Raw genomic sequence first — 24,830 nt, 5'->3', positions numbered from 1 at the left:
GCCATCCTATCCGACCGACGCACAGGCCGCACATGAGAATGCGGACAGGTTCAGGGCCGGCGCAGGGCCGGGGTGCGACCCGGCTGAAATGGAGTTGCAACATTGCCCCTACGGCGGGGCGGGCGCATCGTGGGTCCATGGGCAAGAAATCAGACAAATACGACGCCGACCTTGAGCAGCTCCAGATCCTGCTGGTCGAGACCCAGCACTGGACGATCGAACAGGGCCGCAAGACGCTGATCATATTCGAAGGCCGGGATTCCGCCGGCAAGGACGGGGCGATCAAGCGCATCACGGAGTATATGTCGCCACGTCAGACGCGCATCGTCGCCCTGCCCAAGCCGACCGAGCGCGAAACCAGCCAGTGGTATTTCCAGCGCTACGTCCCGCACCTGCCCGCCGACAGCGAGACCGTGCTGTTCAACCGGTCCTGGTACAACCGCGCCGGGGTCGAGCCGGTGATGGGCTTCTGCAAGCCGGAGCAGCACACGCAGTTCCTCGCGGACGCGCCGTCGTTCGAGCGTATCCTGGCCGATGACGGGATCGTGCTGATCAAGTTCTGGCTCGACATCTCAAAGGCTGAACAGGCCCGTCGTCTGGCCGAGCGGATCGAGGATCCGCTGAAGCGGTTCAAGGTCTCGCCGCTCGACGCCGAGGCCCAGGCCCGTTGGGAGGAATACAGCGTCGCCCGCGACCGGATGCTGGACGAGACTGACCATAACCACGCGCCCTGGACGGTGATTGCGACCGACGACAAGAAGGCCGCGCGGCTGAACATCATCCGACACATTCTCCGGACCGTCGGCGGGCCGGGCACCGCGGCGGATGCGCCTGACCCCGAGGTGGTCTTCCCGGCTTCGAAGGCCAAGGACCGGCTGGCACCCTGATCAGAAGCCGAGTTCCGCCCGCAGCGTCCCGGCGTCCAGACCGCCGTCCCTGAGCTCTGCCAGCGTCACGGACCGGTCGCGCTTGGCGTAACGCTTTCCGTCCGGTCCGAGCAGCAGGCGATGGTGACGATAGACGGGGGTGGGCCAGCCCATCAGCGTCTGGATCAGCACCTGCACATGGGTCGCCTCGAACAGGTCCTCGCCGCGGATGACATGCGTCACGCCCTGCAAGGCGTCGTCGTGGGTGACGGCCACATGGTAGGCCGCCCCGGCGTCCTTGCGGGCCAGAACGGCGTCGCCGGCCGTCTCCGGCCGGGCCTTGATCCGGCCGTGCTCTCCGTCCGGGCCGCCGCCTTCCTCCATGAAGGCCAGGGCCTCCCAGTCGACTTCCCCCAGCGTCTCCCGCGCACGGTCCAGCGAAAGCCGCCAGGCAAACGCCCGTCCTTCGGCCAGCAGCGCCGCCTCCTCATCGGCCGGATGAGGGCCGGGGCGCGCCGCCTCGACCGGTCCGTGCGGTGCGTCGCCGATGGTGTCGAGGATGTCTTTCCGCGTCCGGAAGCAGCGATAGAGCAGGTCCCGCCCGTTCAGATCGTCGATCACGGCGGCGTAGTCGGCGAGGTGTTCGGACTGGCGGCGCACAGGCACATCCCAATCCAGCCCCAGCCAGCCCAGATCCTCGAGGATGGCGTCCTCGAACTCGGGCTTGCAGCGGGTCGGATCGATGTCCTCGATCCGAAGCACGAACCGCCCGCCGGCCTCGCGTGCCGCGCGCCAGGCCGTCAGGGCGGAAAAGGCGTGGCCGCGATGCAGCCGGCCGGTCGGCGAGGGCGCGAAACGGGTGACGAAGGCCACGACGCCGCTCAGATCCGCTGGACGGCGCCGGCCTGTTCGGCCCCGGCGAGGGCGCTGCGGATATCGGCCTCCGACAGGGACTCCATGTCCGCGACGAGGTCCTCCACTGCGAACTGCCGTTCCTCGATCATCCAGTCGTAGGCGAGCCTCGCCATCGCTCCCGTGTCCGGGAAGGCCCGGCCGGTGACCCGGTACAGGGTGGCGGGCTTGCGCGCCGGCAGGGTGAAGTCGGGTGCCCGGGGCATGAGGCGGCGCTGAAGCAGGGCAACCTCGTCCCGGAACGCGGGCGAGGCGATGATCCCGGCCAGTCGCGTGGCCAGGTCGGCCAGCCGCGCCTCCAGCAGCGCTCCGCCGTCAGCGTCGGCCGCCGGCAGCCAGGCGCGGAAGGCAGCGTCCTGCAGAACCGGCCCGTCCAGCAGGGACAGAATGCTCCGGCCGGCCAGCGGCATGACGGTGAAGGACACGTGCAGGGACGGCTGATCCGGCGTCACCGTGTCGTGGTAGAAGCCGCGCGGCATGTACAGCACATCGCCGGGCTTCATGGTGATGGTCGAGACCAGCCGGCCGCAGGCCTTGTTGAAGTCGGTCTGGGTCATGCCCGGCGGGTAGCCGACCGGATCGATCTCCCGGCCCTCGTAGAGGTTCCAGACCTTTTCCCCCTCGGTCTGGACGGCGAAGACCTCATGGACGTCATAGTGGGTCGCCACGGCCCGGCCGCCCTTGAACGAACAGAAGACGCTCGCCCCGACCTCGGCCGCGAGCGCCTCTCCGAGGGCCACGCCCGCCCGGGTGATGGGCGAATGCAGGGTCAGGACGTCATTGGCCAGGATGCTGGCACCGGCGGACAGGAAGACCTCGACCTTGGCCGGCGACGGGCGCCAGATCATGCCCTCCGGCGTCCGCTTGCGCCGGCAGTACTGCTCCGGCGGGACGGGGTCGTCGTGGCGCATCAGCTTCAGCCGTTCCGAGTCCCAGACGTTGCTCTGGTTCAGCAAGCCGTTGAAGGCGTCCCACGGCAGCAGCGCGCGTTTGTCCGACCCTTCCACAGCCGGGATATGCAGTGGCTGGCGGCCTTCGTACTCCGCGCGGAACTGCGCCGGGGTGACGGGATGCAGGATCTCTTCGAGCGTGCGCATGGGTGAGGTTTACGGCGGGCTCCGCAGCCTGTCGATGTGTCGCCGGCTACAGCCGCTGAACCGCTCCGGCGGTTTCGGCCGCGGCCACGCCGGCGCGAACCTCGCCCTCCGACAGCGACTGGAACTGGGCGACCATGTCCTCGAGCGCGAACTGCCGCTCCGCGATGGCCCAGTCATAGGTTTCACGCACGGCACCGGGGCAGGCCGGGAAGGATCGGCCCGTGACCCGGTAGAGGGTGACCGGCTTGCGCTCCGGCAGGGTGAAGGACGGAGGCCGGGGCGTCATCCGGGCCTGGGACTTGGCGACCTCTTCTCCGAAGGCGGGGGAGGCGGCGATACGCGCCAGGATCTGACCGTAGTCGGCGAGGTGCGCCGCGAGGGCCGCGCCGCCGTCCTCGTGCGCCGGCGGCACGAAGGCGCGGTAGGCCGGGTCCTTCATCGCCTCGATGTTGAGCAGGGCGAGCAGGGTGCGGCCGTGCAGGGGCGTGATCGCAAAGGTGACATGCAACGACGGCCCCTCGGTCGCCAGGGCGTCATGGTACCAGCCGCGCGGCAGATACAGGACGTCGCCGGCCTGCATCGTCACCTGCTGCATCAGCGCCCCGCGGCTCTGTTCGAACCAGCGGCGGGTGGCGGCGTCATCGGGGAAATTCTCGATCGGGTTCTCGGCCCGGGTTTCGTACAGGTTCCAGACCTTGGTCCCGCCCGTCTGCACGACGACGACGTCGTGGTTGTCGAAATGGGTGCCGAAGGCCTGAACGCCCTGGAAGGAGCAGTAGATGTTGGCGCCGATGCTGGCTGCGAACGTCTGACCCAGGGTCTCGCCGATCTGCATCAGCGGCTCGTGGATGGTCAGGACATCATTGGCGATCAGACTGGCGCCGGCGGAGAGGAAGACCTCGACCTTCTGGGGCCAGGGCCGCAACACCTCGCCCTGCGGCGTCGCGACCGGGTGGCAGTATTGCTCCGGCGGTACGGCCACATAGTTCCGCATCAGCCGCAGATGGGCCGAGCTCCACAGCGAGCCCTGACCCAGCAGTCGGTTGAAGTCCGCCCACGTCAGGATGGCGGCCTTGCGGTCGTCGCCGGCCGCCGGGATGTGCAGCGGCTTGCGCCCCAGATACTCCGCCCGGAACTGCTCGGGCGAGACGGGATGCAGAAGGTCGTCCAAGCTGTGCATGGCCGAACAAGTATGACGCCCGTCGCCCGCTGTCGATGCGGGGCGCGTTCAGAGCGGCTTGAAGACGCCGAGGCGGATGGCGGCCTCGAACGCCTCGTTCAGCGCGGGCACCGAGACGAAGTCGAACTGGGCAATGACATCCTCCATGGCGAACTGGGGCTGGCCCAGCGCCCAGTCGATCGCGACCTGCGCCGGACCCGTCCCGCGGGGCGGCGTCAGGCCGGTCGCCCGAAGCAGGGTCAGCGACGTCCGCGCGGGCAAGGCGTAGGGGGCCGTGCGCGGCACGAGGCGTTCCTGGGCCATCAGGACCTCGTCACGGAAGGCCGGCAGGGCGGACAGCTCGGCCAGTCGCCGGCCGAGATCCGCCAGCTGTTTGCCGAGCCGGTCGCCGTCGGATTCCCCCGGCACCAGCCATTCCCGGAACGCCGGATCCTGCATCGCCGCCGATTCGAGCAGGCGGAACATGATCCGCCCGTAGAGCGGGGTCACCGAGAAGGTCACATGCAGTGACGCGCCCTCGGTGGTCATGGCGTCGTGGTACCAGCCGCGCGGCAGATAGAGGACATCCCCCGGCTGCATCCGCACCTCGGTCATCAGCCGGCCGCGCGTCTGCGCGAACCAGGGCCGAACTTCCGCCTCGTCGAGCGGATAGCTGACCGGTACTTCGGCGCGGTTTTCGTACAGCCGCCAGGTCTTGGTGCCCTCCAGCTGGACGGCGAACACATGGTGCAGGTCGAAATGGGTGTCGAACGCCTGCACCCCTCCGAAGGAGCAATAGACATTGGCCCCGACGACGCCCGCGAAATCCCGCGCCAGACGGTGTGACAGCGTGCGCAGTTCGGGCGTCAGCTCCTGGACGTCGCCGGCGATCAGGCTGGCCCCCATCGCCAGCAGGGTCTGGATCTTGGCCGGGGAGGGCTGCACGACCGGTCCCGACTGGTTGCGGGCCTCGATACAGTACTGCTCCAACGGGATCGGCTGACCATTGAAGACCAGTTTCAGGCTCTGCGCCGTCCAGATCGACCTCTGGTCCAGCAGGGCATTGAACCCGTCCCAGTTCAGGAGCGCCCGCTTGGGCGACCCCTCGCCGGCCGGAATGTGCAGCGGTTTTCGGTCGTTGTAGTCCGCGTCGAACTGGTCGCGCGTGATCGGATGCAGAAGTTCGTCCAGAGTGGTCATGCCGAAAGGCTAGAACGGGCGCCCGCCCCTGTCGATGAGACCGCATGCCCATTCCGCTGACTCCCGTCGAGATCGCCGCCGCGCGTGAGGCACTCATCGATCTGGACCCCGCCCTGGCGCGCGCCCATGCGCAGACGCCCGTCTTTGACTGGCGGGTGCGGACGGGCGGGTTCGAGGGCCTGTTTCACATGATCGTCGACCAGCAGGTCTCGGTGGCATCCGCCGCCGCCATCTGGGCCCGCGTCTCGACCGGTCTGGACGGGGTGGTGACGCCCGAGCGGGTTCTGGCCACGGAGATCGATGTCCTGCGCGGCTTCGGCCTGTCGATCCAGAAGGCGACCTATGGCCATGAGATCGCCCGGGCCCAGGTCGAGGGCCGGATCGATTTCGACCATCTGGAGCGACTGTCAGACGAGGAGGCCATTGCGCGTCTGGTGGCCATCAAGGGTGTCGGCAAATGGACGGCCGAGACCTTTCTGATGTTCTGCGAGGGCCGGCAGGATGTCTTCCCCGGCGGCGATATTGCCTTGCAGGAGGCCATCCGCTGGGCGGACGGCGCGCCCCTGCGGCCGACCGAGAAACAGACCTGGGCCCGCGCTGAAATCTGGAGCCCCCATCGCAGCGTGGCGGCGCATCTCCTCTGGGGATGGTATGGAGCGGTCAAGCGCGGCGAGGTCGCGTTGGAGGACCGTCCCGCGTGAGCCCCATCGTCGACCCCGCCCTGACCGATCCCGAGACCGTGCTCGGCGCGCTCGATTTCGCCGGCGTGGCCGTCTTCGCTGCCACCGGTGCCCTGGCCGCGGCGCAGCAGCGGCATGACCTGGTCACCTTCGCCTTCTTCGGCGCCATCACCGGGGTCGGCGGCGGCACATTGCGCGATCTGCTGATCGGAGCCCCGGTCTTCTGGGTGCAGGACTGGCGGTATATCGCGGTCTGCCTGCTGGCCTCGCTGGCGGTCTGGATGGTCGGTGCCCGGCCGTGGCGGTTCCGGGCCCTGCTGTGGCTCGATGCGATCGGCCTCGCCGCCTATGGCGTCATGGGCGCGGCCAAGGCCGAGGCCTTCGAGGTCGCGCCGCTGATCTGCATCGTCATGGGCGCCCTGACCGCCTGTTTCGGCGGGGTGGTGCGCGACCTGCTGGCCGGCCAGCCGTCGATCCTGCTGCGGCGCGAGATCACCGTCTCCGCCGCCCTGCTGGCCGCCACCGTCTTCGTCGCGGCGCGCGCCTTCGGCCTCGATGCCTGGCCCGCCGCCCTGGTCGCCGCGCCCTGCGGCTTCGCCCTGCGCGCGGGGGCCCTGGTCTGGGGCTGGAGCCTGCCGGCCTTTCCGGGCACGCCGACCCGGGGCTGACGGTCGCTTGGGCGTCGTCCGGCTGTCATCGCCAAGCCTTCGAATCAGGACTAGGCTTCGCCCATAGCCAGGGAAGGAGACGTGTCTTCAGTCCGGTCGCGTCAATCATCCTCTGCCGAACGGCGAGGGCCTGATGCAGGTCCAGAGCCGTCCCCCGTCCGGCTGGCCCGCGCTGGTGCTGAACGCCGACTTTCGCCCGCTGTCCTACTATCCGCTGTCGATCTGGCCGTGGGAGGAAGTGGTCAAGGCGGTCTACCAGGACCGTGTCGACGTGGTCTCGACCTATGACAAGGTCGTCCGCAGTCCCTCGATGGAAATGGTCCTGCCCAGCGTCATCGCGCTGAAACACTATGTCGACCAGGACCGGCAGCCCGCCTTCACCCGCTTCAATGTCTTCCTGCGCGACGGCTTCGCCTGCCAGTATTGCAACGCCACCGCCGAACTGACCTTCGACCATGTGATCCCCCGCTCGCGCGGCGGGCGGACGACCTGGGAGAACATCGTGGCGGCCTGTTCTCCCTGCAATCTCCGCAAGGGCGGCCGCACGCCGGATCAGGCCGGCATGCCCGTCCGCCGCGCCCCGCACCGCCCCAGCGCCTGGCAGCTGCAGGAGTTCGGCCGCCGCTTCCCGCCGCACTATCTGCACCAGAGCTGGCAGGACTTTCTGGTCAGGCAGTGGGTTGATGATGCCAGGGAGAATTGCGGTCCAATCGGAGAGGAGGCCTTTGCCAACGGTCAACGGCGGTCAGCGCCGGCTGACCGGTTCCGCGAACTCAGGTGCACACTATAGACCGGCCTCGACAGCCAGTCGGATTGCGTCCGCGATGTTATGTGTGCCGATCTTCTCAAGTATCAGCGCGCGATGCATCTTCACGGTCTTCTCGCTGATACCCAGAACGAAGGATATCTGCTTGCTGCGATGTCCCCGGGAAATGTGCTGCAGGATCTCCCTTTGGCGGGGCGAAAAGGATTTTACGATCTCCCGGGAGCGTTCGTGACGGCTCGACCACAGGCCGGGCCCGTCCTGCTCAAGTTCCACCTGCGAGCCGAGAAAGTACCCAAGGTCCCCGTCCTCGAGAAAAATGGGAGCCACCAGAACAGCGTTGCGGAAGAGCTGGCCGTCGCGCTTGTAGTTCAGGATATCCACCAGCACCGGCTTCCGGTTTTGAACGCCCTGACTGATTTTCTCCGTCAGCCATGGTTCCGTTTTCGCCCCCGCCAGGAAGCGGCAGTTTCGCCCTATGATCTCTTCCGTGTCGTAGCCGGTAAGCGCGCAGAACGCCTTGTTGACACCGACAATCGGATTGTCAGGAATCCGGGGGTTGCTGATCACCGAGGCGATCGGACTGCTGGCGATCGCCCTCAGGAGTACGATGCCGTCTCGATCCATATGAAAATAGGTCACAACGCCCTCAACTGATCGTACATGCAGGGGTCTCGCGCAGGTCCCTTGGGTCAAGGGCACAACTGCCGGAGTTGAAGGCAGGGCTTGAAAGATTTCCGGGCCGTGGCGACTTCGGACGGACCGGCGTGACGCAGACTGTCTCCGCCTGGGATGCGCTTGTCATGCCCGAACATCATCAATGAATCGCCCTCCCTCTCTCTCCTGAACGCAGGCTGCGCGCCATGCCGCCTTCAGGCCGTATTCAACTTCGCCCGGCGCGCGGGCGCGACGGTCAAAGCCTCGCCTGAGGTCTCTTTCCGATCGCCCCTGCGAGGGGCTTGCCGACGATCCGCCCCGCGCGTCCCGCCGTTCATCATCATCAGTTCCAGGCGGATTTCGATCAGGCGGAGTTCGATCGCGCCAAGCGCCAGCCACAGGGTGGATGTGAGAAGAAGGGCGACCTCGAAAGCGAGGACGCTGACCGGCACTACGGCCTCGAGTAATTCACCGGCCAGAAGGGTGATCGCAATGATCGACGTGCTGATGCCCACGCCCACCGCTCCTATCACGATCAGCAAGGATCGACGGGGCGCCTCGGGATTGATCCGGCTGTCTGTCCTTCGGCGGTCAGGACCCCGCCGCTCTGACCTCGCCCTGCGGTCCTTGGGATCCGGCGCCTCAAGCCTCTCCGCCAGCCGTTCAGATTCCATGGCCATGACGCCCCCTCCCTAGTTGATCAGCCGGCTGCCGCCGGGGCGCGGTCCGACGCCGCCGGGCACCGGCACGTCCGAGGCACCGTAGTCGGCGTTGATGAAGACGTTGGGCGAGCCTTTGAGCATCAGGCTGGCCGCGACGATCACGGTCCAGGCGCTCTGGCGCGCGACGTCGGTGGTGCCCCCGATCTCGAGGATGGCGTTCGGCACATAGATCGCGCCCTCAAGCCGTTCGACCCGCGTGCTGTTGATGGTCATTTTTTCATCGTGTTCGCGCAAGGCGGCGATCACCAGACCGGCATAGGGGCCGCTCTGGCGACCGATCAGGTCGACCCGGCCGTCCCCACTGAAAATGAGCTGCCCGTTTTGACCGACCAGCAGGACGACATCCTCGCCGGTCAGAGTCGCGGTGCCGCTGACGGTCAGGGCACCGTTTACGAACCAGTGCTCGCCCGGTTCCAGAATGTAGCTGTCATTGCCGGTGATCGTGATGGCACAATGCCGGCCGGGCTGGATCCGCTTGGTGCTCGTGTTGACATTGGCGGTGCTACAGGCACCGATCGGCCTGTTGAGAGAGAGCGCAGCAAAGGGGTCCTCAATGCGGGCCGCACCGGTTCCAGCGCTGGGGACGATGTTCCCGCTCGCCGCCCCGACGGCCTGAATCGCCTCGCCTCTGATCTCGCTGCGGTCCTTGACCGTGATCGTATGGTTCGAATGGACCAGACATTCCGGTGCCTCGATCCGTGACCGGGTGGCCAGTTCCAGCAGGTTGTCGCCCGCATTGGCTGTATTGAGGACGCAAAGGGGAACCAGTCCGGCGGTCGTTGCCGTGGCATCGCCGACAAAATTCCAGCCCCCCGGCGGTAGCATATTGACGAAGAAGGACTGCCGGTTGGCCTGCAACAGGACCCGGATTCCGCGCTGCCCCCCCTGCGTCACGATCTCATAGGTCTCGACCACCGTCGGGGCATCGGACCACTCGCTGAGTTGCCCGGCTACGAAGGAGGCGGAACGTTCGCGGGCCGCCGTACCGTCGACGGCCAGGGCCAGGGCGGGCGCGCCGGCCAGGGCCCCGGCATCGGCAATGGCCTGGAGCCGGGTCTGGGCCGTGGTGACGGAATAAAGGTCAATCGCGCCGAGGCTCAGCAGGGCGATGGCCGGAACGAGCAGGGCAAATTTCAACGCGATGGTGCCTTGCGTCTCGCGCAGAAACCGATGCGTCAGCGCCCGGACACGTCGCTGAAGGCGGCGGATCACGCGCCTTGCTCCGCGACGTTGCCCCCGCTTCCCGGCCCGGGGCGCCTCACCCGTCCCGGCGCGGCCTGCACGCCACAGGTTAGCCGGCTCACATCACACCCGCGGGGAAAGATTCGGACGATTGCAGACGCCGCTCCGCGCGCGAGGCCCGCAGGACATAGAGAATTTGATAGGTCAGCAGCCGCCAGTTCAGGGGTTTGGTGACGAACGACGTCGCGCCCAGACGAAAGGCCCTGTCGATGGCTTCAACATCCTCGCGTCCGGTCTGGACCATGACCGCCAGACCCTCAAACCGCGGATCGGCCCGTATCGCTGCCAGGGTATCAAAGCCGTTCAGCACGGGCATTTCGAGATCAAGCAGCACGATTTCGTAGTCGTTGAGCGCCAGCCGCTCCAATGCCTCGGCACCGTTCGACGCGACATCCACGACGGCCGTCGGGGACGCCAGGTTCACCTGTGCGAACTCCCGCAGGATCGGATCATCGTCGACGAAGAGAATCCGGGTCGTCTGGTCGAGCACGTAGAAAAACTCAGTCACGCTCAGCGCTTCCAAAGACGGCCGACAAAATTGTCAAAACGCCCCGGCCCCCCGGAATCGCTTTCGGCATCCGTGAAGCTACAGGGCGACCGTAAAGCGACACTATTAATGACATAAAAACAGATATTACTGCGCGCCACACTACGGCCTTTAGGCCGTAACTGACGCTGGGAGTGTCTGAATAAGCGGCCCCCGGCAGCGCGCGTTAAGGGGGGAGTCATAGAGCCGGTCTATGAGGACGCTGAACGCCAGAGCCCTGCATTTCCATGTTCACGCCGTCGAAATCGACCTCCCGGGCGACCATCCGTCGGAAGTTGGTTGGCCTTGTTCTGGTTTCCCTTACGACAACCTGTGTTGTGACGGCGGTGCTTTCCGGGTGGATGGACGCCCGGCGTCAGACGACGCTGGAGACGGACCGCCTTACCCAGACCGCCCGTGTCATAGGCTCCCTTGCGGCGGAGCCCGTTCGCCGCGGCGAGCGGGCCGGGGTGTTCGTCGCGATCCGGTCCATCAGTCAGATGCCTAACGTCACCTACGCCCGGATAGCCGGCGTGGACGGCCGCCTTCTGGCCGAGACCGGCGGCGGTGTGCGCCTCAGCTCCGACGCACAACTCGCCGATGACGGCGGCAACTCTGTCTGGTCCGTCCTGAACAGCGGCACGCTGCAGGTTTCGGCCCCGATCGTGAGCGAGGGCGAGCGTGTCGGTGAAATCACCCTGCTCAGTAAAACGCCGGGCCTGAAGTCCCGGGTCCTGGGCGCTGTGCTGATCAGCCTGGCGGGAACGGGCATCGCCTTGCTGGCGGGCCTCTTCATCGCGCTGCGTATGGCGAGTCGCATCAGCCGACCGATCACCGAACTGGCCGCCTTCACCAATGCCGTCCGGGACTCCGGCGACTACGCCCGCTCGCCCGATATCAAGGCGGACGGAGAACTGGGCGACCTCGTGTCGGGCTTCCAGTCGATGATGGTCGGGATCCGGGTCCGGGACGAGCGGATCGCCGCCCAGGTCGCCGGACTGGAGGAGGAGGTATCGGCGCGGACCGCCGAACTCTCGGTCGCGAAGGACTCGGCGGAGGCGGCCACCGCCGCCAAGTCGGACTTCCTCGCTGTGATGAGTCACGAAATCCGGACGCCGATGAATGGCATCCTCGCGCTCAGCGAACTGCTCTCGGGCTCTGATCTTCCGCCGCGCCAGCGCCGCCATGCCGAGGTCATCGCCAAGTCAGGCAAGTCCCTGCTGGGCATCATCAATGACATCCTCGACTTCTCCAAGGTCGAGGCAGGCAAGCTGGAACTGGAGGCCGTTGAAGTCGATCTCGCGGAAGTCGCCGAGGACGTGGCAAGCCTGTTCGCGGAGCGGGCACGCGAGAAGAATCTCGACCTCGCCGTCTACGTCGATCCGCGCATTCCGCCCGTAACAGCGGATCCCACCCGACTGCGTCAGGTCCTCGGCAATCTGGCGAACAACGCCATCAAATTCACCGAGACCGGCGGCGTCATCCTGACGATTGAGCCGAGCCCGGACGAGCCGCACCGCTATGTCTTCGGCGTAACCGACACCGGGCCCGGCATTCCGGAAGACAAGTTGCCCGGACTGTTCGAGGCCTTCTCGCAGGCCGATCAGTCCACGACCCGCAAACATGGCGGCACGGGCCTCGGCCTGACGATCTGTGACCGGCTGGTCCGCGCCATGGACGGCGAGTGGCGACTGTCGAGTGTTCTGGGCGAGGGCTCGACGTTCGCCTTCGCGACGACGTTCAGCCCGGCCGGTGAAGCCATCCCGTGCGGCGCCGATCCCTCCGGGCCGAAGGTCTCCATCGAGGGCGTGGGGACGATGACCGGGCGGGCGCTCGCCCGCTACCTCCAGGACTTCGGGATCACGGTAACCGAAGCGTCGCCCGGACTTGCCGCAATCTTCCGGGGGCCGTCCGTCCCGGCGCAGGATATTCCCACGGTCGTGGTCGGGTCGCGGGATCTGGACGAAGCCGCGGGCACATGCGTCCTCTCCGGGCCGGTGCGGCGCTGTGATGTGAGGAGGCTGGTGGCCCAGATTCGGGCCGGCGAGACCCTCGTCCTTGATGACATCGCCACCACCGCCTTCCCCGCCGTCCAGTTCCCCGGCGCGAGGGTCCTGGTGGTCGATGACTCGGAGGTCAATCGCGAGGTGGCTTCCGAAGCCCTGCAGCGACTGGGCGTCTTCCCGGCACTGGCCGAAAACGGCGCGGAGGCCGTCGAGCGCCTCCGGGGTGCGGCGTTCGATCTCGTGCTCATGGACGGCTCCATGCCCGTCATGGACGGCTTCGAGGCCGCCGCTGCAATCCGCGCCGAAGAGCTCGCCGACGGCCGGCCCCGTACGACGATCCTGGCGCTCACCGCACACGTCGTCGGATCGGCCGCCAATGCCTGGCGCGAGTCAGGCATGGACGGCGTCATCCACAAGCCGTTCACCGTCAGCGATCTGGCCAAGGCCCTGGCAACCCACTGCGGCGACCTCGTCAGCCGGCCGCTGGACGGCCCGACGCCGGTCGGACCGGTCCCGACGGGGCCGGACGATGCCCTGTTTGATCCCGCCATCCGCGCCGAACTGGCGGCCATGGCCAGCAATGGCCGCCCTGATTTCGTCGCCAGGGTCGAGGCCCTCTATGCCGAAAACGCGCCGGCCCGTCTTCGGGAAATGGGCGAGGCCCTCTCGACCGGCGACCTCGAAGCCTGCGCCCGCGCGGCCCACGCCCTGAAGTCCATGAGCCTCAGCCTCGGTGCCGCCGCTGTGGCCAGGGCGGCCTCGAACGCCGAAGCCGCCGCCCGTGCGGGTGACCCCGGCCGGATTGATCCGGCGGCAATGTCCCGGTTGCTCGATCAGACCCTGGCGGCGTCCCTGGGCAATCGGGCACCGGCACCCGCGCCGCAAGATGACATCGCGACGGACCTGGCGCGGGCGCTGGAGGCCGGGGACCTCAGCCTTGTCTACCAGCCGATGATGGACCGGAGCGGGGCCTTCGCCGGCAAGGCCGAAGCCCTGGTCCGGTGGACCTGTCCCGTTCGTGGCCCCCGAAGTCCTGACGACTTCATCCCCGCTCTGGAAACGGCAGGAGCCGTCTCCAGGCTCACCGACTTCGTCCTCGAACGGGCGATGCAGGAGGGCGCGGCGCGGGAGGATGTCGTCATTTCGGTCAATGCCTCCGCGGGCGAATTCCAGCGCCTTGATTTCACCGACCGGGTCGTTGAAGCCGCGCGCCGCGCCGCCTACCCGCTGGACCGTCTTGAGATCGAGGTGACCGAGACGGCCATCCTCGACATGGGCCTGGCCCGGCCGACGCTGGAGCGGCTTGCCGCGCTTGGGGTGAGGGTCGCCCTCGATGATTTCGGATCCGGCTACACGAGCCTTCACGCCCTGCGTCAGCTCCGCTTCTCGACCCTGAAGATTGACCGCAGCTTTGTGACGCACTGCCTGGACGATACGGCGTCGGCCGCCATCATCCATGCCGTCATCGGGGTCGGCAGAGCGCTCGGCATGAAGATCGTGTGCGAGGGCGTGGAAACCGACGCCCAGGTCCGGTTCCTGCGCGCCGCCGGCGTTCATTACATTCAAGGATTTATCTACCGCCGCCCGGGCGACTTCGCTGACCTCCCTCGCGAAGAAGTCCTGGCGTCCGCGCCGGTTCACCAATTCGGTTAGGCTTTCCTTCAAGGCGGCCCGGCTAGTGCATTTCGAGGAGTTTACATGGCCATTATCCTGATCGTCGACGACGACCCCACGGTCCGCCTGATCGCCGGCGAACTGCTGCGCGGTGACGATCACGCCATCGTGGAAGCGGAAGACGGCGACGAAGCGCTCAGGATCGTCGACGTCATGGCGGTGGATCTGGTGGTCCTGGACATGCTCATGCCGAACAAGGACGGGCTGGAAACCATCGTTGAACTCCGCCAGCGTCAATCGGACATTCGCATTCTCGCCATCTCTTCCGGCGGCAGTATGGATCGAAGCCTGTTGTTGCGAACGGCTAGGGTGCTGGGGGCCGATGAAAGCCTCCAGAAGCCGCTCCGGCTTGACACCTTTGCCGACACGGTCGCCCGGCTGCTCGCCCGGCCACGGACGCCCGTCTCGTTGACGCGAAGTGCTGCGGCATCCTGACCCGCGGGCCCGGCAGGGCAGGCCACGCAGCAAACCGCAGTCCGGGAGATCGCGGCGGACCCCGGGGCACGGAACGCCGGCCGACCCGCGCCGTTGACGTGAGGCCCGTCCTGCTTCAGTCGAGCCTTCATGAAAATCCGCGTCAGCGCTGAACTCGTCTATCGCTTCGATCCGCCGACTGACGCCATCTACAAGATCCAGGTCGCCCACTGGCCCGGCCAGACCATTCTTGAGGAAAGCCTGACCACCACGCCGGTGATCGACTTCATCCAGGATGAGGACGTCGAGTTCGGGGCGCGGACCCTGCGCGCCCACCTCACGGGCGAGGTGGCCCTGACCTATCAGGCGGTGGTCGACAACGGCGTACTCAAGGGCCTGCCGCCGGTGACCGTCCAGCACGACTGGAACGACCTGCCGGCCGAGGTGCTGACCTACCTCCACCCCAGCCGCTACTGCCCGTCGGACCAGTTCGGCCGGTTCGCCGAACGCACCTTCGGCGGCACCATCGGCGGCGACCGGGTGCTAAAGATCCTCGACTGGATCAAGGCCGAGATCGACTATGAGCCCGGCTCCTCGGACAGCGAGACCACGGCGGCGCGCACCTTCATCGACCGGGCCGGCGTCTGCCGCGACTTCACCCATATGGGCATCACCCTGTGCCGCGCCTCGGGCATTCCGGCCCGCGCGGTCAGCGCCTTTGCGCACCAGCTGAACCCGCCGGATTTCCACGCCATCTTCGAGGTCTGGCTGTCGAACGGCTGGTGGCTGGTCGACCCGACCGGCCTGGCCCCGGTCGAGGGTCTGGTCCGCATCGCCTGCGGCCGGGACGCCGCCGACATCGCCTTCCTGACCACCCAGGGGTCGTGCCGGCTGGTGCGGCAGTCGGTGAGGGCCGAGGCGGTCTGAGTCAGCGGCCGCCTGCGGCCTTCCATTCCTCCAGGAAGACGTCCCGGCGCAGCACCTTGTTCTGCGGATCGATCAGCACATGCGCATCGGCCCGGACGTCAAGGACGCCCCGGCCGCCCGTCATCGGCACGGTGGACAGGGTTTCGCCGTCGATCTCGACCTCCACCGGCATGGGGAAGGCAGCACCGTCGCCGGTGACCCATTCGAGCGCGAGACGGTTGCCCTCACGGGTCACGCGCAGGTCGGGCAGGGCGGCCTGATAGAGATAGCCGCGGAAGAACCAGGTCAGGTCCTGCTCCGTCTCCTCATTGACGATGGCCAGGAACTCGTCGGTCGTGCCGTAGCGCGTCGTGAAGCCACCGGGCCGGGGGTCCGGTGACCCGTAGACCAGCCGCGTCACCGAGCTGAAGAAGGCCTCGTCCCCGATCAGCATCCGCAGCGAATGGGCGATCAGCGAGCCCTTGTTGTAGAGGTCCAGCCCCGGGCCGACGTCGCTCTTGTAGACCTCGTCCTCGGCCCGCTCGGTCCCTGAGACGACCGCGAACCGGTTGATCAGGTCGCGACGCTGCTCCTGCAGCTCGGCCTGCATATAGCGCTCGCCGTGCAGCCATCGCAGGTAGAGCGGCTGCATATAGCTGCCCAGCCCCTCGTGCAGCCACATGTCGTCGGCGTTGCGGTTGGTCATCTGGTTGCCGAACCACTCGTGCGCCATCTCGTGATGCAGCAGCCAGTCATAGCCCTTGCCGTCGAGGCGATAGGCATTGCCGTAGGCGTTGATGGTCTGGTGCTCCATGCCCAGGTGCGGGGTCTCGACCACCCCCATCTTCTCGTCGCCGAAGGGGAAGGGGCCGACGGTCGATTCGTAGAAATCCATCATCGGCGCGAACTGGGCGAACAGGGCCGCGACCTTGGCCGGATCGTCCGAGCGCAGGTGCCAGTAGGAGATCGGGATCACATTGCCGAACCGGCTCTGATAGTCGCTGCGCACCTCGTCATACGGCCCGATGTTCAGGGCGATGGCATAGGTGTTCGGATTGGCCGCGCTCCAGTTCCAGGTCGTCCAGCCGTCGCCGTGGTCGACCGTACCCATGAACCGCCCGTTCGACGGGGCGGCGAGGCTCGACGGCACGGTGATGTGCAGCTCGACCCGCTTCGGCTCGGCCAGCGGATGGTCGATACAGGGCCAGAAGATATCGCAGCCCTCGGGTTGGACGGCGGTGGCGATCCACGGCGAGCCGTCCGCCGTCGTGGCCCAGACGAAACCGCCGTCCCAAGGCGCGTTCGGCGCCACCCGCGGTGCCCCGGCATAGGCGATACGGACCGACACCGTCCCGCCCGCGGCCAGCGGTTCGGCCAGCGGAATGGTCATCCGCCCCTCGGGATTGGTCCAGCCGCCCTCGCCGGCGGGAATCTCACGTCCGTCGACCTGCACGGATGAGACGGTCAGCAGGGTGTCCAGCTCGACCACCACGGCGTCCAGAGGCGCGGTGGCGGTGAACTCCAGCACGGCGACCGCCTCGATGGTCTTCGTCTCCGGCTCGACCTTGATCGACAGGTCGGCCTTGTCGAACGCCATGGCCAGCTGCTCAGGCGTGCGCGGCTGGTCGGTGCCGAGGGTGAAGGCGGTCGATTCGCGGGCCGGCGTGACGGTGACGGCGGGTGCGGCGGCGACGGGGACCGTTTCCACCTCGTGCGTGACCGTGATCGAGACGCAGGCGCCGAGCGCGAGCATCGAAACACCCATCAGGGCGGCACGGAAGGTAGTGACGGACACGGCTGGCTCCCCGGGGCGAGGTCGTCAGCCTAATGACGGGTGCGGATCACGCAAACAAAAAGGCCGGCGTTTCCGCCGGCCTTTTCAGATCTTGTTGCTGTCGCCCGATCAGGCGGCGGCGGCTTGCTCGGCCAGCTTGGCCTTCACCTGGCGCTTGATGCGCTGGGCGGCGGTCGAGAGCTGCTCGTCCTTGGCCTTGACGATGAACGGGTCGAGACCGCCCTTGAAGTCGAGGGTGCGCAGGGCGGCGTTCGAGATGCGCAGGCTGAACGACTGGCCCAGCGCTTCCGAGGCGACCTTGACCGTCTTCAGCGACGGCAGGAAGCGGCGCTTGGTCTTGACGTTCGAGTGGCTCACGCTGTGGCCGACCATGGGGCCGATACCGGTGAGTTCGCAGCGACGCGACATGGGACTATCCTTCGGGTGCGGTCCGTTAAACGGCGGACGCATGAAACAGGTGCGCACGGCAAGCCTTCCGCGCGAGAGGGGGGCGTATAGAGGAGAGGGACGCGTTCCGTCAAGGCTCGACGGCCGTTCAGCCGCCGTTCAATTCCCGCCATATATTGACGCTAGACAGAACACTCGCCTTTCCGGGGACGTCATGACCATCCATCGCCTGATCGCCGCGGCCGCGCTCGCCGGAGCCGCCCTGCTGGCACCCGCCGCCACCAGCACGGCCGCCATGGTTCCGCAGGCGTCGAACGACACCGTGCTGCCGGGATACTGGGAATATACGACCAGCGCCCTCGGCGTGCGCGATACCGAGACCAAATGCGTGCGGCCGAGCGAGATCAACCGCTTCTTCGGCGGCCTGTCGACGCGGCGCTGGCAATGCACCTATCCGGTGCGCCAGGTCGGCAACGGCAATGCGCGGTTCGAGGGCACCTGCCAGGACCGCAAGGGACGCCGGGTCAATGTCCGGCTGCGCGGGCCCTATGCGCCCGAGAGCTTCCGCTTCACCGGCGGCGCCCAGCTTGCCCGCGGCACGCCCTATATCCCCGCGAGCATCACCGCCCGCCGGATCGCGGCCCAGTGCCCGGCCAACGCCGAGTATTTCTAGCGCTCAGACCTCGACGACGCGCGCGACCACATAGGTGTGCTGCGCGCCCGAGGGCAGCGACAGGCTGACATATTCGCCGGCGATGAACCGTTCGTCGGCAAACCGGAAGCCGACGGCGTCGTCGGCGTCGCCCTGGTCCATGTCCAGCACCCAGCGCCCGCCCGGCCCGTGGCGCAGCTGGCCGGCGCTGACCGTCTCGTTGTTCGAGAAGCGCCGGACGTGGCTGCGCGACGGCTCGGCCTTCAAGGCGTCGCCGTCCAGCCGGCCCTCGGCGTCCAGCGGTACGACAATGTCATAGCCTTCGTCCGGCGCGCCGGCGGGATGGCCGGGCTCGCGGGCGAGTTCGAGGCGGATATGGTGGAACTGGGTCATCGCGTCGCTCTCGTTGAACAGGCTTCCGATCCCGACACCTGCCGGAACGGGACCACACCCGCTTTGTTATGGAACAACGCCCGGAACGCATTTGCGGTTCAGGCAGGCTTGGGTCGTCCCGACGACGCTCGCCCGGAGGATCAGGACAATGACAGCACGATGGATCGTCGCCGTGGCGCTGCTGACGCTCGGCGGCTGCGCCGGAGAGGCCGTGCGCCAGACCGGAAACGAGCCCGTCGTCATGGGCTCCGCGGACCGCGGCGCGATGCTGGTCCAGCAGAGATGTGCCGGCTGCCACGCCGTCGAGCGTACCGGCGACAGCCCCATGGCCTCCGCCCCGCCGTTCCGCGCCATGGGGGTGCTCTATCCCATCAGCGACCTTCAGGAGGCCTTCGCCGAAGGCGTCGTCACCGCCCATCCCGCCATGCCGGCGTTCGAGCTCCAGTCGACCGACATCGCCGACCTGATCGCCTATCTCGAACGCGTTTCGGGGACCGGGCCCGGCGTATAAGGCGGGATTGACATAACTCTACATATGTAGAGTTATGTTCGCATGGTGCGATCACGATCCCTTTCGCCGGCCGCGCGCCGCGTCCTCGCTGCCCTGGTGCAGGCGGGTGCCACGGGGCGGCATGGCTATGATCTTTGCCGCGAGGCGGAGATCAAGTCAGGCACCCTCTACCCCCTGCTCATCCGCCTCGAGGCCCAGGGCTATCTGGTGGCGGACTGGCAGGCGTCCGAGGTTCCGGGACGGCCCCCACGCCATGTCTACCGGCTGACGGCGGCCGGCTGCCGTCTGGCCGATGAGTACGCCGCGGCGGGCGCGGGTAGCGAAGTCTTGCCGGAAGGGCGGCTGGCATGAGCGCCGTCAGCCACTGGCTTTTCGCCCTCGTCCGCAGACTTCTGCCGCCGTCCTTGCGGCCCTGGGGCGACGCGGCCTTTCGCGAGGCCGGGGCCATCACCCGTCCCGGCGAAGCGCTGCGGTTCTCGCTCGGCTGCCTGTTCTGGGCGGTCGGCGAAGCCATCCGATACCGGTTGTCGAATTCGAATCGAAAGGGGGACGAAACCATGGGTGACGGCAAGACCTTGGGACCGCGCGGCGTAGCGGTCTTGTGCGGGGCAGGCGCGACGGCCCTCGGCCTGGCATATCTGGCGGCGGGCGGCGCGCCGGACCGCCACCTGATGATCAATGCAGGAGCCCTGGCGTTCGGCCTGGTCGCGCTGGGCATCCTGACCCTGGCCGACCGGCGCGGGCATCTGCCGGCCGGCCCGACCAATCTGCTCCTGGGCCTCGTCCTGCTGGCGGTCAGCCTCTGGGGCGTCTCGGTCGGTGGCGTGACGCGGTGGGTGGCGTTGGGGCCGCTCATCATCCAGCCGGCCATGATGTTCGTGCCGCTCATGGCGGTGCTGTTCGCTCGGTCGCGGGATACCCTGTCCCTGGCGGGGATCGCCCTGGCGGCGCTGGCCCTGGCCCTGCAACCCGATCGCGGGATGGCCGGAGCCCTGGCGGCCGGTTTGACGGTGGTCGCCCTTATCCGTCCCGACCGGCAAACGCTGGCCGGCGCGGCCGCCGCCCTTGCCGGCTTTGCGGCCGCCATGGCGCAGGCCGACCCGTCGCCGGCCATGCCGTTCGTCGACCAGATCCTCTATTCAGCCTTCGCCGTCCATCCGCTGGCGGGACTCGCCGTCGTCCTGGGCGCGGCGCTGCTGGTGCTCCCGGCCCTGGCCGCCCGGCGATTGAGTTGCCCGGCGCAATCCGCCTGCATCGCCTTCGGTGCGGTCTGGGCGGGGCTCGTTCTGGCGGCGGCGCTCGGCAACTATCCGACGCCGCTCGTCGGATACGGCGGCAGCGCCATCGTCGGCTATCTGCTCAGCCTGGTCGTGTTTCCCCGGCGTGCCGCCGGGCCGGCGCGCGCGTCGGTCGAGGCGGTCTCCGAACCGGAAGGGGACGGACCCCTGCTCAGCGTGGGACACCCCTGAAAGCAAAAGGCCCGGGATCGCTCCCGGGCCTTTCAACAGGTTCAGCGATGTCGCCGGATCAGGCGGCTTCGGCCTCTTCGGCCGCGTCTTCAGCGGCTTCGGCGGCGGCGATGACCGCCTTCTTGGCGCTCAGCGACTTGGACAGCAGCTGGACGGCGGCGTCCTTGTCGATGCGATTGGCGGCGGCGACTTCGCGGGCCATGCGGTCCAGCGCCGATTCATAGAGCTGACGCTCCGAATAGGACTGTTCCGGCTGGCTGTCGGCGCGGTGCAGGTCGCGGACGACCTCGGCGATCGAGATCAGGTCGCCCGAGTTGATCTTGGCTTCGTATTCCTGGGCGCGACGCGACCACATGGTGCGCTTGATACGGGCGCGGCCCTTCAGGGTCGTCAGCGCCTTGGTCACCACGTCGTCGGCGGCCAGCGAGCGCAGGCCGGCCGTCTTGGCCTTCTTGGTCGGAACGCGCAGGGTCATCTTCTCGTGGTCGAAGGTGACCACATAGACTTCCAGCTCCATGCCGGCGACTTCCTGGACCTCAACCGCCGCGACCTTGCCGACGCCGTGCGCCGGATAGACGACCGCGTCGCCAACCTTGAATTCCAGTCCGGACTTGCTCGTCATGTCATTCCTTTCCCGGCGCAGGGAAGGCGGGACGCATACACCGAAGACAGCTGTGCGCTCTCCGAAGACGGTCACCCGTCGGCGGCGCGGCAAAATCAGGCGTCAACTGTGGAAACGGATCACCAAACCTCTGGCCGACCCCGCCTTCGTGGGCAGAGTTCTGTCGCAAACGCGGGCGGCGCGAGAAAATCGCTTACCGCCCGACCCAATGACAGGAACCTATCACAAAATTGCGGAATTTCAAAACGTCCACAGCGTCAGCGCGTGTGCGGCCGTAAATCCCGACCTGCCTGGGGGCGGCGGTGCGATCAGCGAGGCGATGCGCGGCTCAGGAACCCTTGCCGGGTTTCTCCGAGAAATATTTCTCGAACTTGCCCGTCTCACGCTCGAACGTCTCGGCGTCGGCGGGCGGCGTGCCCTTGACCGTGATGTTCGGCCAGACCTTGGCGTATTCAGAGTTGACGATCAGCCATTTGCCGTCCGGCTCGTCCTCGGTGTCCGGCTTGATAGCGTCGACCGGGCACTCCGGTTCGCACACGCCGCAGTCGATGCATTCGTCCGGGGCGATGACGAGGAAATTCTCGCCCTCATAGAAGCAGTCGACGGGGCAGACCTCGACACAGTCCATGAACTTACATTTCACGCAGGCGTCGGTGACGATGTAGGTCATGGGGCGGTCTGGGGCGCTATCGGCTGGCAGTAGGAACGGGCAGCGCAAATGGCCCCGCCGGGGGGCGCTGTCAACCGAGGGGGTGCCGCAGACTGTACAGGGCGCGCGCCTCTTCAGCCGGACCGCGCCGTTCGCCGGCGGCCTCGACGGTCAGTTCCACCAGCCGCCCGCCGACGGCGAACACCAGCGTGTCGCCGACGTGAACGCTGCGGCTGGGCTTGTCGAGCCGGGTCTGGACCCCGTTGTGGGTCAGCCGCACCGCGCCGCGCTCGACCATGGCGGCGGCGAGGGTCCGGGTCTTCGCGAACCGCGCCCGCCACAGCCAGACATCGATGCGGCAGCCCGTTTCGCTCATGCGGGGGCGCGGGTCCGGCGGGGGCGTTTGCGTTTCGCCCGGGCCGGGGCAGGCTTGGCGGTCAGGGCCGACAGGGCGGCGAACGGCGAGTCCGTCACCACCTTCGGTCGCTCGTCGCGGTCCGGCTTCTGCGCCCGTGACGCCTTCAGCGTCGCGGTCAGGGTCTTCGCCTCATCCAGTGAAACCCCCAGGGCCGCCAGATCGGCCTCGTTCAGCACCCCCTTGCCGGCCGCCTGCCGTTCGGCGAGCGCCTCCAGCATCTCCACCCCGGCCGCGACCTTGCCGATGGCGCGCAGGCCGAACGCCGACAACAGGCGCGGCGAGGGCGGCGTCGCGGGCAGGGCGGTCAAGGCCGTGGCACCCGGCCGGAACGGTTCGGCGGCGACGAAGGCCTGCATCAGCGCCCGCGCCCGCGCCTTCAGAAGGCCGGGCAGCCAGACCGAATGCGACCCCATCCGCACGGCGAAGGTCCTCAGCGTGCGTCGCTCGACCTGGCTCAGCGCCGCGAGATCGCGCTCGACCGCGCGCCGGTCGATGACCCCGCCGGCCTCGATCAGGCGGAAGGCAATGCCGCGCGGCAGGCCCTTGAGGGTGCCGCTCTCGACCGCGCCCTTCAGCCGCGCCAGCGGCTTCAGCGCGCGCCCGGCCTCCGCCGCCAGCCAGGCCTCCAGCCGGCGCTGCGCCCGTTCCCGGGCCGGTGTCGGCCCCAGTTCGCCCAGCAGCCGCACCCGCGGCGCAAACCACTCGCCGCCCGTGACCTGCCCGGCCGCCGCCCCGCGCCACAGCACCGCCCCGTCGGGGGTCACGGCGAAGGCGGCGTCCTCGTCCGCCGCCAGCCGGCCCAGCCGCCGGGCGATCTCCGGCGTCACCGCCTGCCGCGCCGCATGCCGCAGGGCCCGGTCCTCGAGCGCGCTCGAGCCCTTGTCGATCCGGAACTCCACCCCGGTCAGCCGCCCGACGGCATGGCCCTCGACGATGACCGCGCCGTCGGCCTCGACCTCGGCCACCGCATCCTCGGTCACGTTCAGCGCCCGCATCAGGGCGGTGGTGCGCCGGTCGACGAACCGGGCGGTCAGCCGCTCGTGCAGCACATCGGACAGCCGCTCCTCGAGCGCCTTGGTCTTGTCGCGCCAGCCCTGCGCCTGGTCCAGCCAGTCGGGCCGGTTGGCGATATAGCTCAGGGTCCGCACCCCGCTCAGCCGCGCCGAAAGCTGGTCGATCTGGCCGTCGTCGCGGTCCAGCTCGGCGAACCGTGGTGCGAACCAGTCGGCCGTCAGCCGTCCGCGCTTGCCCGTCAGGGCCTGGAAGATCTCCTTCGACAGCCGCCCGTGTTCGTCCAGCGTCGTCTTCTGGAAGTCCGGCAGCTGGCAGGCCTCCCACAGCCGCATGATCGCCCCGCGCGACCGGCCGACGCGGGCCACATCCTCGTCCTTGATCAGCCGCCGCAGCAGGGTCTCGTCCAGTGCCGGCTGGGTCAGGTTCAGCCCCCGCACGCCCGGCGTGACGGTCAGGGAACGCAGCAGATCGGGCAGGCTGTCGAAATCCAGCCGCGCATTGCGCCACTCGGCACCCTCGACCGGATCGAACCGGTGCTCGACCACCTGTTCGACCAGATCCTGGTCCAGCTCTGTTGCCTCGCCGGTGACGCCGAACGTCCCGTCGCGCAGGTGCCGCCCGGCCCGCCCGGCGATCTGGCCTATCTCATGCGCATGCAGCCAGCGCGTCCGCCGCCCGTCGAATTTCCGCAGGCCGGCGAAGGCGACGTGGTCGACCTCCATGTTCAGCCCCATGCCGATGGCGTCGGTGGCGACCAGAAAATCGACCTCGCCCGACTGGAACAGCTCGACCTGGGCGTTGCGGGTGCGCGGGCTCAGCGACCCCATGACCACGGCCGCCCCGCCGCGCTGACGCCGGATCAGTTCGGCGATGGCGTAGACCTGGTCCGTCGAGAAGGCGACGATGGCGCTGCGGGCGGGCAGCCGGGTCAGCTTCTTCGACCCGGCGTAGCTCAGGGTCGACAGCCGCTCGCGCGACACGATCTCGACATCGGCCACCAGCGACCGGATCAGCGGCGCCATGGTCCCGGCGCCGAGGAACATGGTCTCGAAACGCCCGCGCGCATGCAGCAGCCGCTGGGTGAAGACGTGCCCCCGCTCGGGGTCGGCGACCAGCTGGATCTCGTCGACGGCGAGGAACTCGACCGACCGTTCCAGCGGCATGGCCTCGACGGTGCAGACGAAATAGACGGCCCGCGGCGGGACGATCTTCTCCTCGCCCGTCACCAGGGCCACGGCCGAGGCCCCGCGTCGTTTGACGATCCGGTCATAGATCTCGCGCGCCAGCAGCCGCAGCGGCAGGCCGATCATGCCCGAGGCGTGGCCCAGCATCCGCTCGACCGCCAGATGGGTCTTGCCGGTATTGGTGGGGCCCAGAACCGCGACGACGCGCGAGGGGGCCTGTCCGGCGCCGCGATCACTCATGATG

25 protein-coding genes and 1 pseudogene are annotated in these 24,830 nt (G+C 67.9%); 11 read left to right on the top strand and 15 right to left on the bottom strand.

Going from position 1 to position 24,830, the window contains the following annotated elements; all coding sequences use genetic code 11:
* The first annotated feature begins 137 nt into the window (after positions 1-137).
* Positions 138-887 carry a polyphosphate kinase 2 gene (gene ppk2 / locus KB221_13450; GenBank protein ID WIY69072.1) on the top strand — a complete coding sequence of 250 codons (750 nt, stop codon included), beginning with the start codon at positions 138-140 and terminating at the stop codon, positions 885-887.
* Here ppk2 and gluQRS read toward each other — a convergent pair whose 3' ends face one another.
* The 4 genes from gluQRS to KB221_13430 are packed head-to-tail and all read right to left on the bottom strand — an operon-like array spanning position 888 to position 5,234.
* Entirely contained in the window at positions 888-1,739 is an 852-nt protein-coding gene (gluQRS, locus tag KB221_13445; protein ID WIY69071.1) for a tRNA glutamyl-Q(34) synthetase GluQRS, read from the bottom strand. It abuts the gene before it with no gap.
* A gap of 8 nt (positions 1,740-1,747) precedes the next feature.
* On the bottom strand, positions 1,748-2,875 hold the full coding sequence (locus KB221_13440; GenBank protein ID WIY69070.1) for a cupin domain-containing protein: 1,128 nt from the start codon (positions 2,873-2,875) through the stop codon (positions 1,748-1,750).
* A 46-nt stretch (positions 2,876-2,921) separates the two neighbouring features.
* A complete protein-coding gene (locus KB221_13435; GenBank protein WIY69069.1) occupies positions 2,922-4,055 on the bottom strand; it encodes a cupin domain-containing protein in 1,134 nt (377 codons plus the stop codon).
* A gap of 48 nt (positions 4,056-4,103) precedes the next feature.
* Entirely contained in the window at positions 4,104-5,234 is a 1,131-nt protein-coding gene (locus KB221_13430; GenBank protein ID WIY69068.1) for a cupin domain-containing protein, read from the bottom strand.
* A gap of 44 nt (positions 5,235-5,278) precedes the next feature.
* Here KB221_13430 and KB221_13425 point away from each other — a divergent pair, with 44 nt between their 5' ends.
* From KB221_13425 to KB221_13415, 3 genes and pseudogenes are all read left to right on the top strand, one after another.
* Positions 5,279-5,935, top strand: coding sequence for a DNA-3-methyladenine glycosylase 2 family protein (locus tag KB221_13425; GenBank protein WIY69067.1), 657 nt, complete (start codon positions 5,279-5,281; stop codon positions 5,933-5,935).
* Positions 5,932-6,582, top strand: coding sequence for a trimeric intracellular cation channel family protein (locus KB221_13420; GenBank protein ID WIY69066.1), 651 nt, complete (start codon positions 5,932-5,934; stop codon positions 6,580-6,582). The genes KB221_13425 and KB221_13420 overlap by 4 nt, the downstream gene beginning before the upstream one ends.
* 133 nt (positions 6,583-6,715) lie before the next feature.
* Positions 6,716-7,249, top strand: a pseudogene (locus tag KB221_13415) (HNH endonuclease).
* Positions 7,250-7,366: 117 nt separating this feature from the next.
* Here KB221_13415 and KB221_13410 read toward each other — a convergent pair.
* The 4 genes from KB221_13410 to KB221_13395 all read right to left on the bottom strand — a co-directional run bounded on the left by KB221_13410 (position 7,367) and on the right by KB221_13395 (position 10,474).
* The gene (locus KB221_13410; GenBank protein ID WIY69065.1) at positions 7,367-7,987 is read right to left on the bottom strand and encodes a LuxR C-terminal-related transcriptional regulator; all 621 of its coding nucleotides are present in this window, start codon (positions 7,985-7,987) and stop codon (positions 7,367-7,369) included.
* Between the two features lie 230 nt (positions 7,988-8,217).
* A complete protein-coding gene (locus tag KB221_13405) occupies positions 8,218-8,682 on the bottom strand; it encodes a hypothetical protein (GenBank protein WIY69064.1) in 465 nt (154 codons plus the stop codon).
* A gap of 12 nt (positions 8,683-8,694) precedes the next feature.
* Positions 8,695-9,936: a pilus assembly protein TadG-related protein gene (locus KB221_13400; protein ID WIY69063.1), complete on the bottom strand. Its 1,242-nt coding sequence runs from the start codon at positions 9,934-9,936 to the stop codon at positions 8,695-8,697.
* Positions 9,937-10,024: 88 nt separating this feature from the next.
* On the bottom strand, positions 10,025-10,474 hold the full coding sequence (locus KB221_13395; protein ID WIY69062.1) for a response regulator: 450 nt from the start codon (positions 10,472-10,474) through the stop codon (positions 10,025-10,027).
* Between the two features lie 380 nt (positions 10,475-10,854).
* Between KB221_13395 and KB221_13390 the strand changes: the two genes are divergently transcribed.
* From KB221_13390 to KB221_13380, 3 genes are all read left to right on the top strand, one after another.
* On the top strand, positions 10,855-14,151 hold the full coding sequence (locus KB221_13390; protein WIY69061.1) for an EAL domain-containing protein: 3,297 nt from the start codon (positions 10,855-10,857) through the stop codon (positions 14,149-14,151).
* A 45-nt stretch (positions 14,152-14,196) separates the two neighbouring features.
* Entirely contained in the window at positions 14,197-14,607 is a 411-nt protein-coding gene (locus tag KB221_13385) for a response regulator (GenBank protein ID WIY69060.1), read from the top strand.
* Between the two features lie 129 nt (positions 14,608-14,736).
* Positions 14,737-15,513, top strand: coding sequence for a transglutaminase family protein (locus KB221_13380; GenBank protein WIY69059.1), 777 nt, complete (start codon positions 14,737-14,739; stop codon positions 15,511-15,513).
* Between the two features lies 1 nt (position 15,514).
* On the opposite strand, the gene KB221_13375 is transcribed toward KB221_13380, so the two are convergent.
* Together KB221_13375 and rpmB are read right to left on the bottom strand one after the other, a co-directional pair.
* Entirely contained in the window at positions 15,515-17,287 is a 1,773-nt protein-coding gene (locus KB221_13375; GenBank protein WIY69058.1) for a M1 family metallopeptidase, read from the bottom strand.
* Between the two features lie 108 nt (positions 17,288-17,395).
* Positions 17,396-17,695 carry a 50S ribosomal protein L28 gene (gene rpmB, locus KB221_13370; GenBank protein WIY69057.1) on the bottom strand — a complete coding sequence of 100 codons (300 nt, stop codon included), beginning with the start codon at positions 17,693-17,695 and terminating at the stop codon, positions 17,396-17,398.
* A gap of 193 nt (positions 17,696-17,888) precedes the next feature.
* Here rpmB and KB221_13365 point away from each other — a divergent pair, with 193 nt between their 5' ends.
* Positions 17,889-18,347 carry a DUF3617 family protein gene (locus KB221_13365; protein ID WIY69056.1) on the top strand — a complete coding sequence of 153 codons (459 nt, stop codon included), beginning with the start codon at positions 17,889-17,891 and terminating at the stop codon, positions 18,345-18,347.
* 3 nt (positions 18,348-18,350) lie between these two features.
* Here the strand turns inward: KB221_13365 and KB221_13360 are convergent, their stop codons facing one another.
* Positions 18,351-18,719 carry a hypothetical protein gene (locus KB221_13360; protein WIY69055.1) on the bottom strand — a complete coding sequence of 123 codons (369 nt, stop codon included), beginning with the start codon at positions 18,717-18,719 and terminating at the stop codon, positions 18,351-18,353.
* A gap of 148 nt (positions 18,720-18,867) precedes the next feature.
* On the opposite strand from KB221_13360, the gene KB221_13355 reads away from it, so the two are divergent.
* From KB221_13355 to KB221_13345, 3 genes are read left to right on the top strand one after another with little or no spacing between them, the layout of a single operon-like run.
* Positions 18,868-19,230, top strand: coding sequence for a c-type cytochrome (locus KB221_13355; protein ID WIY69054.1), 363 nt, complete (start codon positions 18,868-18,870; stop codon positions 19,228-19,230).
* A 42-nt stretch (positions 19,231-19,272) separates the two neighbouring features.
* The gene (locus tag KB221_13350) at positions 19,273-19,581 is read left to right on the top strand and encodes a helix-turn-helix transcriptional regulator (protein WIY69053.1); all 309 of its coding nucleotides are present in this window, start codon (positions 19,273-19,275) and stop codon (positions 19,579-19,581) included.
* Positions 19,578-20,699 (top strand): hypothetical protein, encoded by a 1,122-nt coding sequence (locus KB221_13345; protein WIY69052.1) that lies wholly within the window; start codon positions 19,578-19,580, stop codon positions 20,697-20,699. Before KB221_13350 ends, KB221_13345 begins: the two co-directional genes overlap by 4 nt.
* A 58-nt stretch (positions 20,700-20,757) precedes the next feature.
* Here KB221_13345 and KB221_13340 read toward each other — a convergent pair whose 3' ends face one another.
* The 4 genes from KB221_13340 to KB221_13325 form a co-directional block, all read right to left on the bottom strand.
* Positions 20,758-21,321: a CarD family transcriptional regulator gene (locus KB221_13340; GenBank protein WIY69051.1), complete on the bottom strand. Its 564-nt coding sequence runs from the start codon at positions 21,319-21,321 to the stop codon at positions 20,758-20,760.
* A 328-nt stretch (positions 21,322-21,649) separates the two neighbouring features.
* On the bottom strand, positions 21,650-21,991 hold the full coding sequence (locus KB221_13335; protein WIY69050.1) for a ferredoxin family protein: 342 nt from the start codon (positions 21,989-21,991) through the stop codon (positions 21,650-21,652).
* A gap of 70 nt (positions 21,992-22,061) precedes the next feature.
* Positions 22,062-22,346: an RNA-binding S4 domain-containing protein gene (locus KB221_13330; protein ID WIY69049.1), complete on the bottom strand. Its 285-nt coding sequence runs from the start codon at positions 22,344-22,346 to the stop codon at positions 22,062-22,064.
* Entirely contained in the window at positions 22,343-24,826 is a 2,484-nt protein-coding gene (locus KB221_13325) for a helicase-related protein (GenBank protein ID WIY69048.1), read from the bottom strand. Before KB221_13325 ends, KB221_13330 begins: the two co-directional genes overlap by 4 nt.
* Positions 24,827-24,830 lie beyond the last annotated feature (4 nt).

Source organism: Aquidulcibacter paucihalophilus, from assembly GCA_030285985.1.
Lineage (GTDB): Bacteria > Pseudomonadota > Alphaproteobacteria > Caulobacterales > Caulobacteraceae > Brevundimonas.
Note: the sequence above shows the minus strand (reverse complement) of the source record. Positions and strands in the feature narration are given on the sequence as shown.

Coding starts and splice junctions, on each gene's coding strand:
- ppk2 (WIY69072.1), top strand. CDS start 138: ATGGGCAAGAAATCAGACAAATACGACGCCGACCTTGAGCAGCTCCAG.
- KB221_13440 (WIY69070.1), bottom strand. CDS start 2,875: ATGCGCACGCTCGAAGAGATCCTGCATCCCGTCACCCCGGCGCAGTTC.
- KB221_13435 (WIY69069.1), bottom strand. CDS start 4,055: ATGCACAGCTTGGACGACCTTCTGCATCCCGTCTCGCCCGAGCAGTTC.
- KB221_13430 (WIY69068.1), bottom strand. CDS start 5,234: ATGACCACTCTGGACGAACTTCTGCATCCGATCACGCGCGACCAGTTC.
- KB221_13425 (WIY69067.1), top strand. CDS start 5,279: ATGCCCATTCCGCTGACTCCCGTCGAGATCGCCGCCGCGCGTGAGGCA.
- KB221_13405 (WIY69064.1), bottom strand. CDS start 8,682: ATGGCCATGGAATCTGAACGGCTGGCGGAGAGGCTTGAGGCGCCGGAT.
- KB221_13390 (WIY69061.1), top strand. CDS start 10,855: ATGGACGCCCGGCGTCAGACGACGCTGGAGACGGACCGCCTTACCCAG.
- KB221_13385 (WIY69060.1), top strand. CDS start 14,197: ATGGCCATTATCCTGATCGTCGACGACGACCCCACGGTCCGCCTGATC.
- KB221_13380 (WIY69059.1), top strand. CDS start 14,737: ATGAAAATCCGCGTCAGCGCTGAACTCGTCTATCGCTTCGATCCGCCG.
- rpmB (WIY69057.1), bottom strand. CDS start 17,695: ATGTCGCGTCGCTGCGAACTCACCGGTATCGGCCCCATGGTCGGCCAC.
- KB221_13365 (WIY69056.1), top strand. CDS start 17,889: ATGACCATCCATCGCCTGATCGCCGCGGCCGCGCTCGCCGGAGCCGCC.
- KB221_13360 (WIY69055.1), bottom strand. CDS start 18,719: ATGACCCAGTTCCACCATATCCGCCTCGAACTCGCCCGCGAGCCCGGC.
- KB221_13355 (WIY69054.1), top strand. CDS start 18,868: ATGACAGCACGATGGATCGTCGCCGTGGCGCTGCTGACGCTCGGCGGC.
- KB221_13350 (WIY69053.1), top strand. CDS start 19,273: ATGGTGCGATCACGATCCCTTTCGCCGGCCGCGCGCCGCGTCCTCGCT.
- KB221_13345 (WIY69052.1), top strand. CDS start 19,578: ATGAGCGCCGTCAGCCACTGGCTTTTCGCCCTCGTCCGCAGACTTCTG.
- KB221_13340 (WIY69051.1), bottom strand. CDS start 21,321: ATGACGAGCAAGTCCGGACTGGAATTCAAGGTTGGCGACGCGGTCGTC.
- KB221_13335 (WIY69050.1), bottom strand. CDS start 21,991: ATGACCTACATCGTCACCGACGCCTGCGTGAAATGTAAGTTCATGGAC.
- KB221_13330 (WIY69049.1), bottom strand. CDS start 22,346: ATGAGCGAAACGGGCTGCCGCATCGATGTCTGGCTGTGGCGGGCGCGG.
- KB221_13325 (WIY69048.1), bottom strand. CDS start 24,826: ATGAGTGATCGCGGCGCCGGACAGGCCCCCTCGCGCGTCGTCGCGGTT.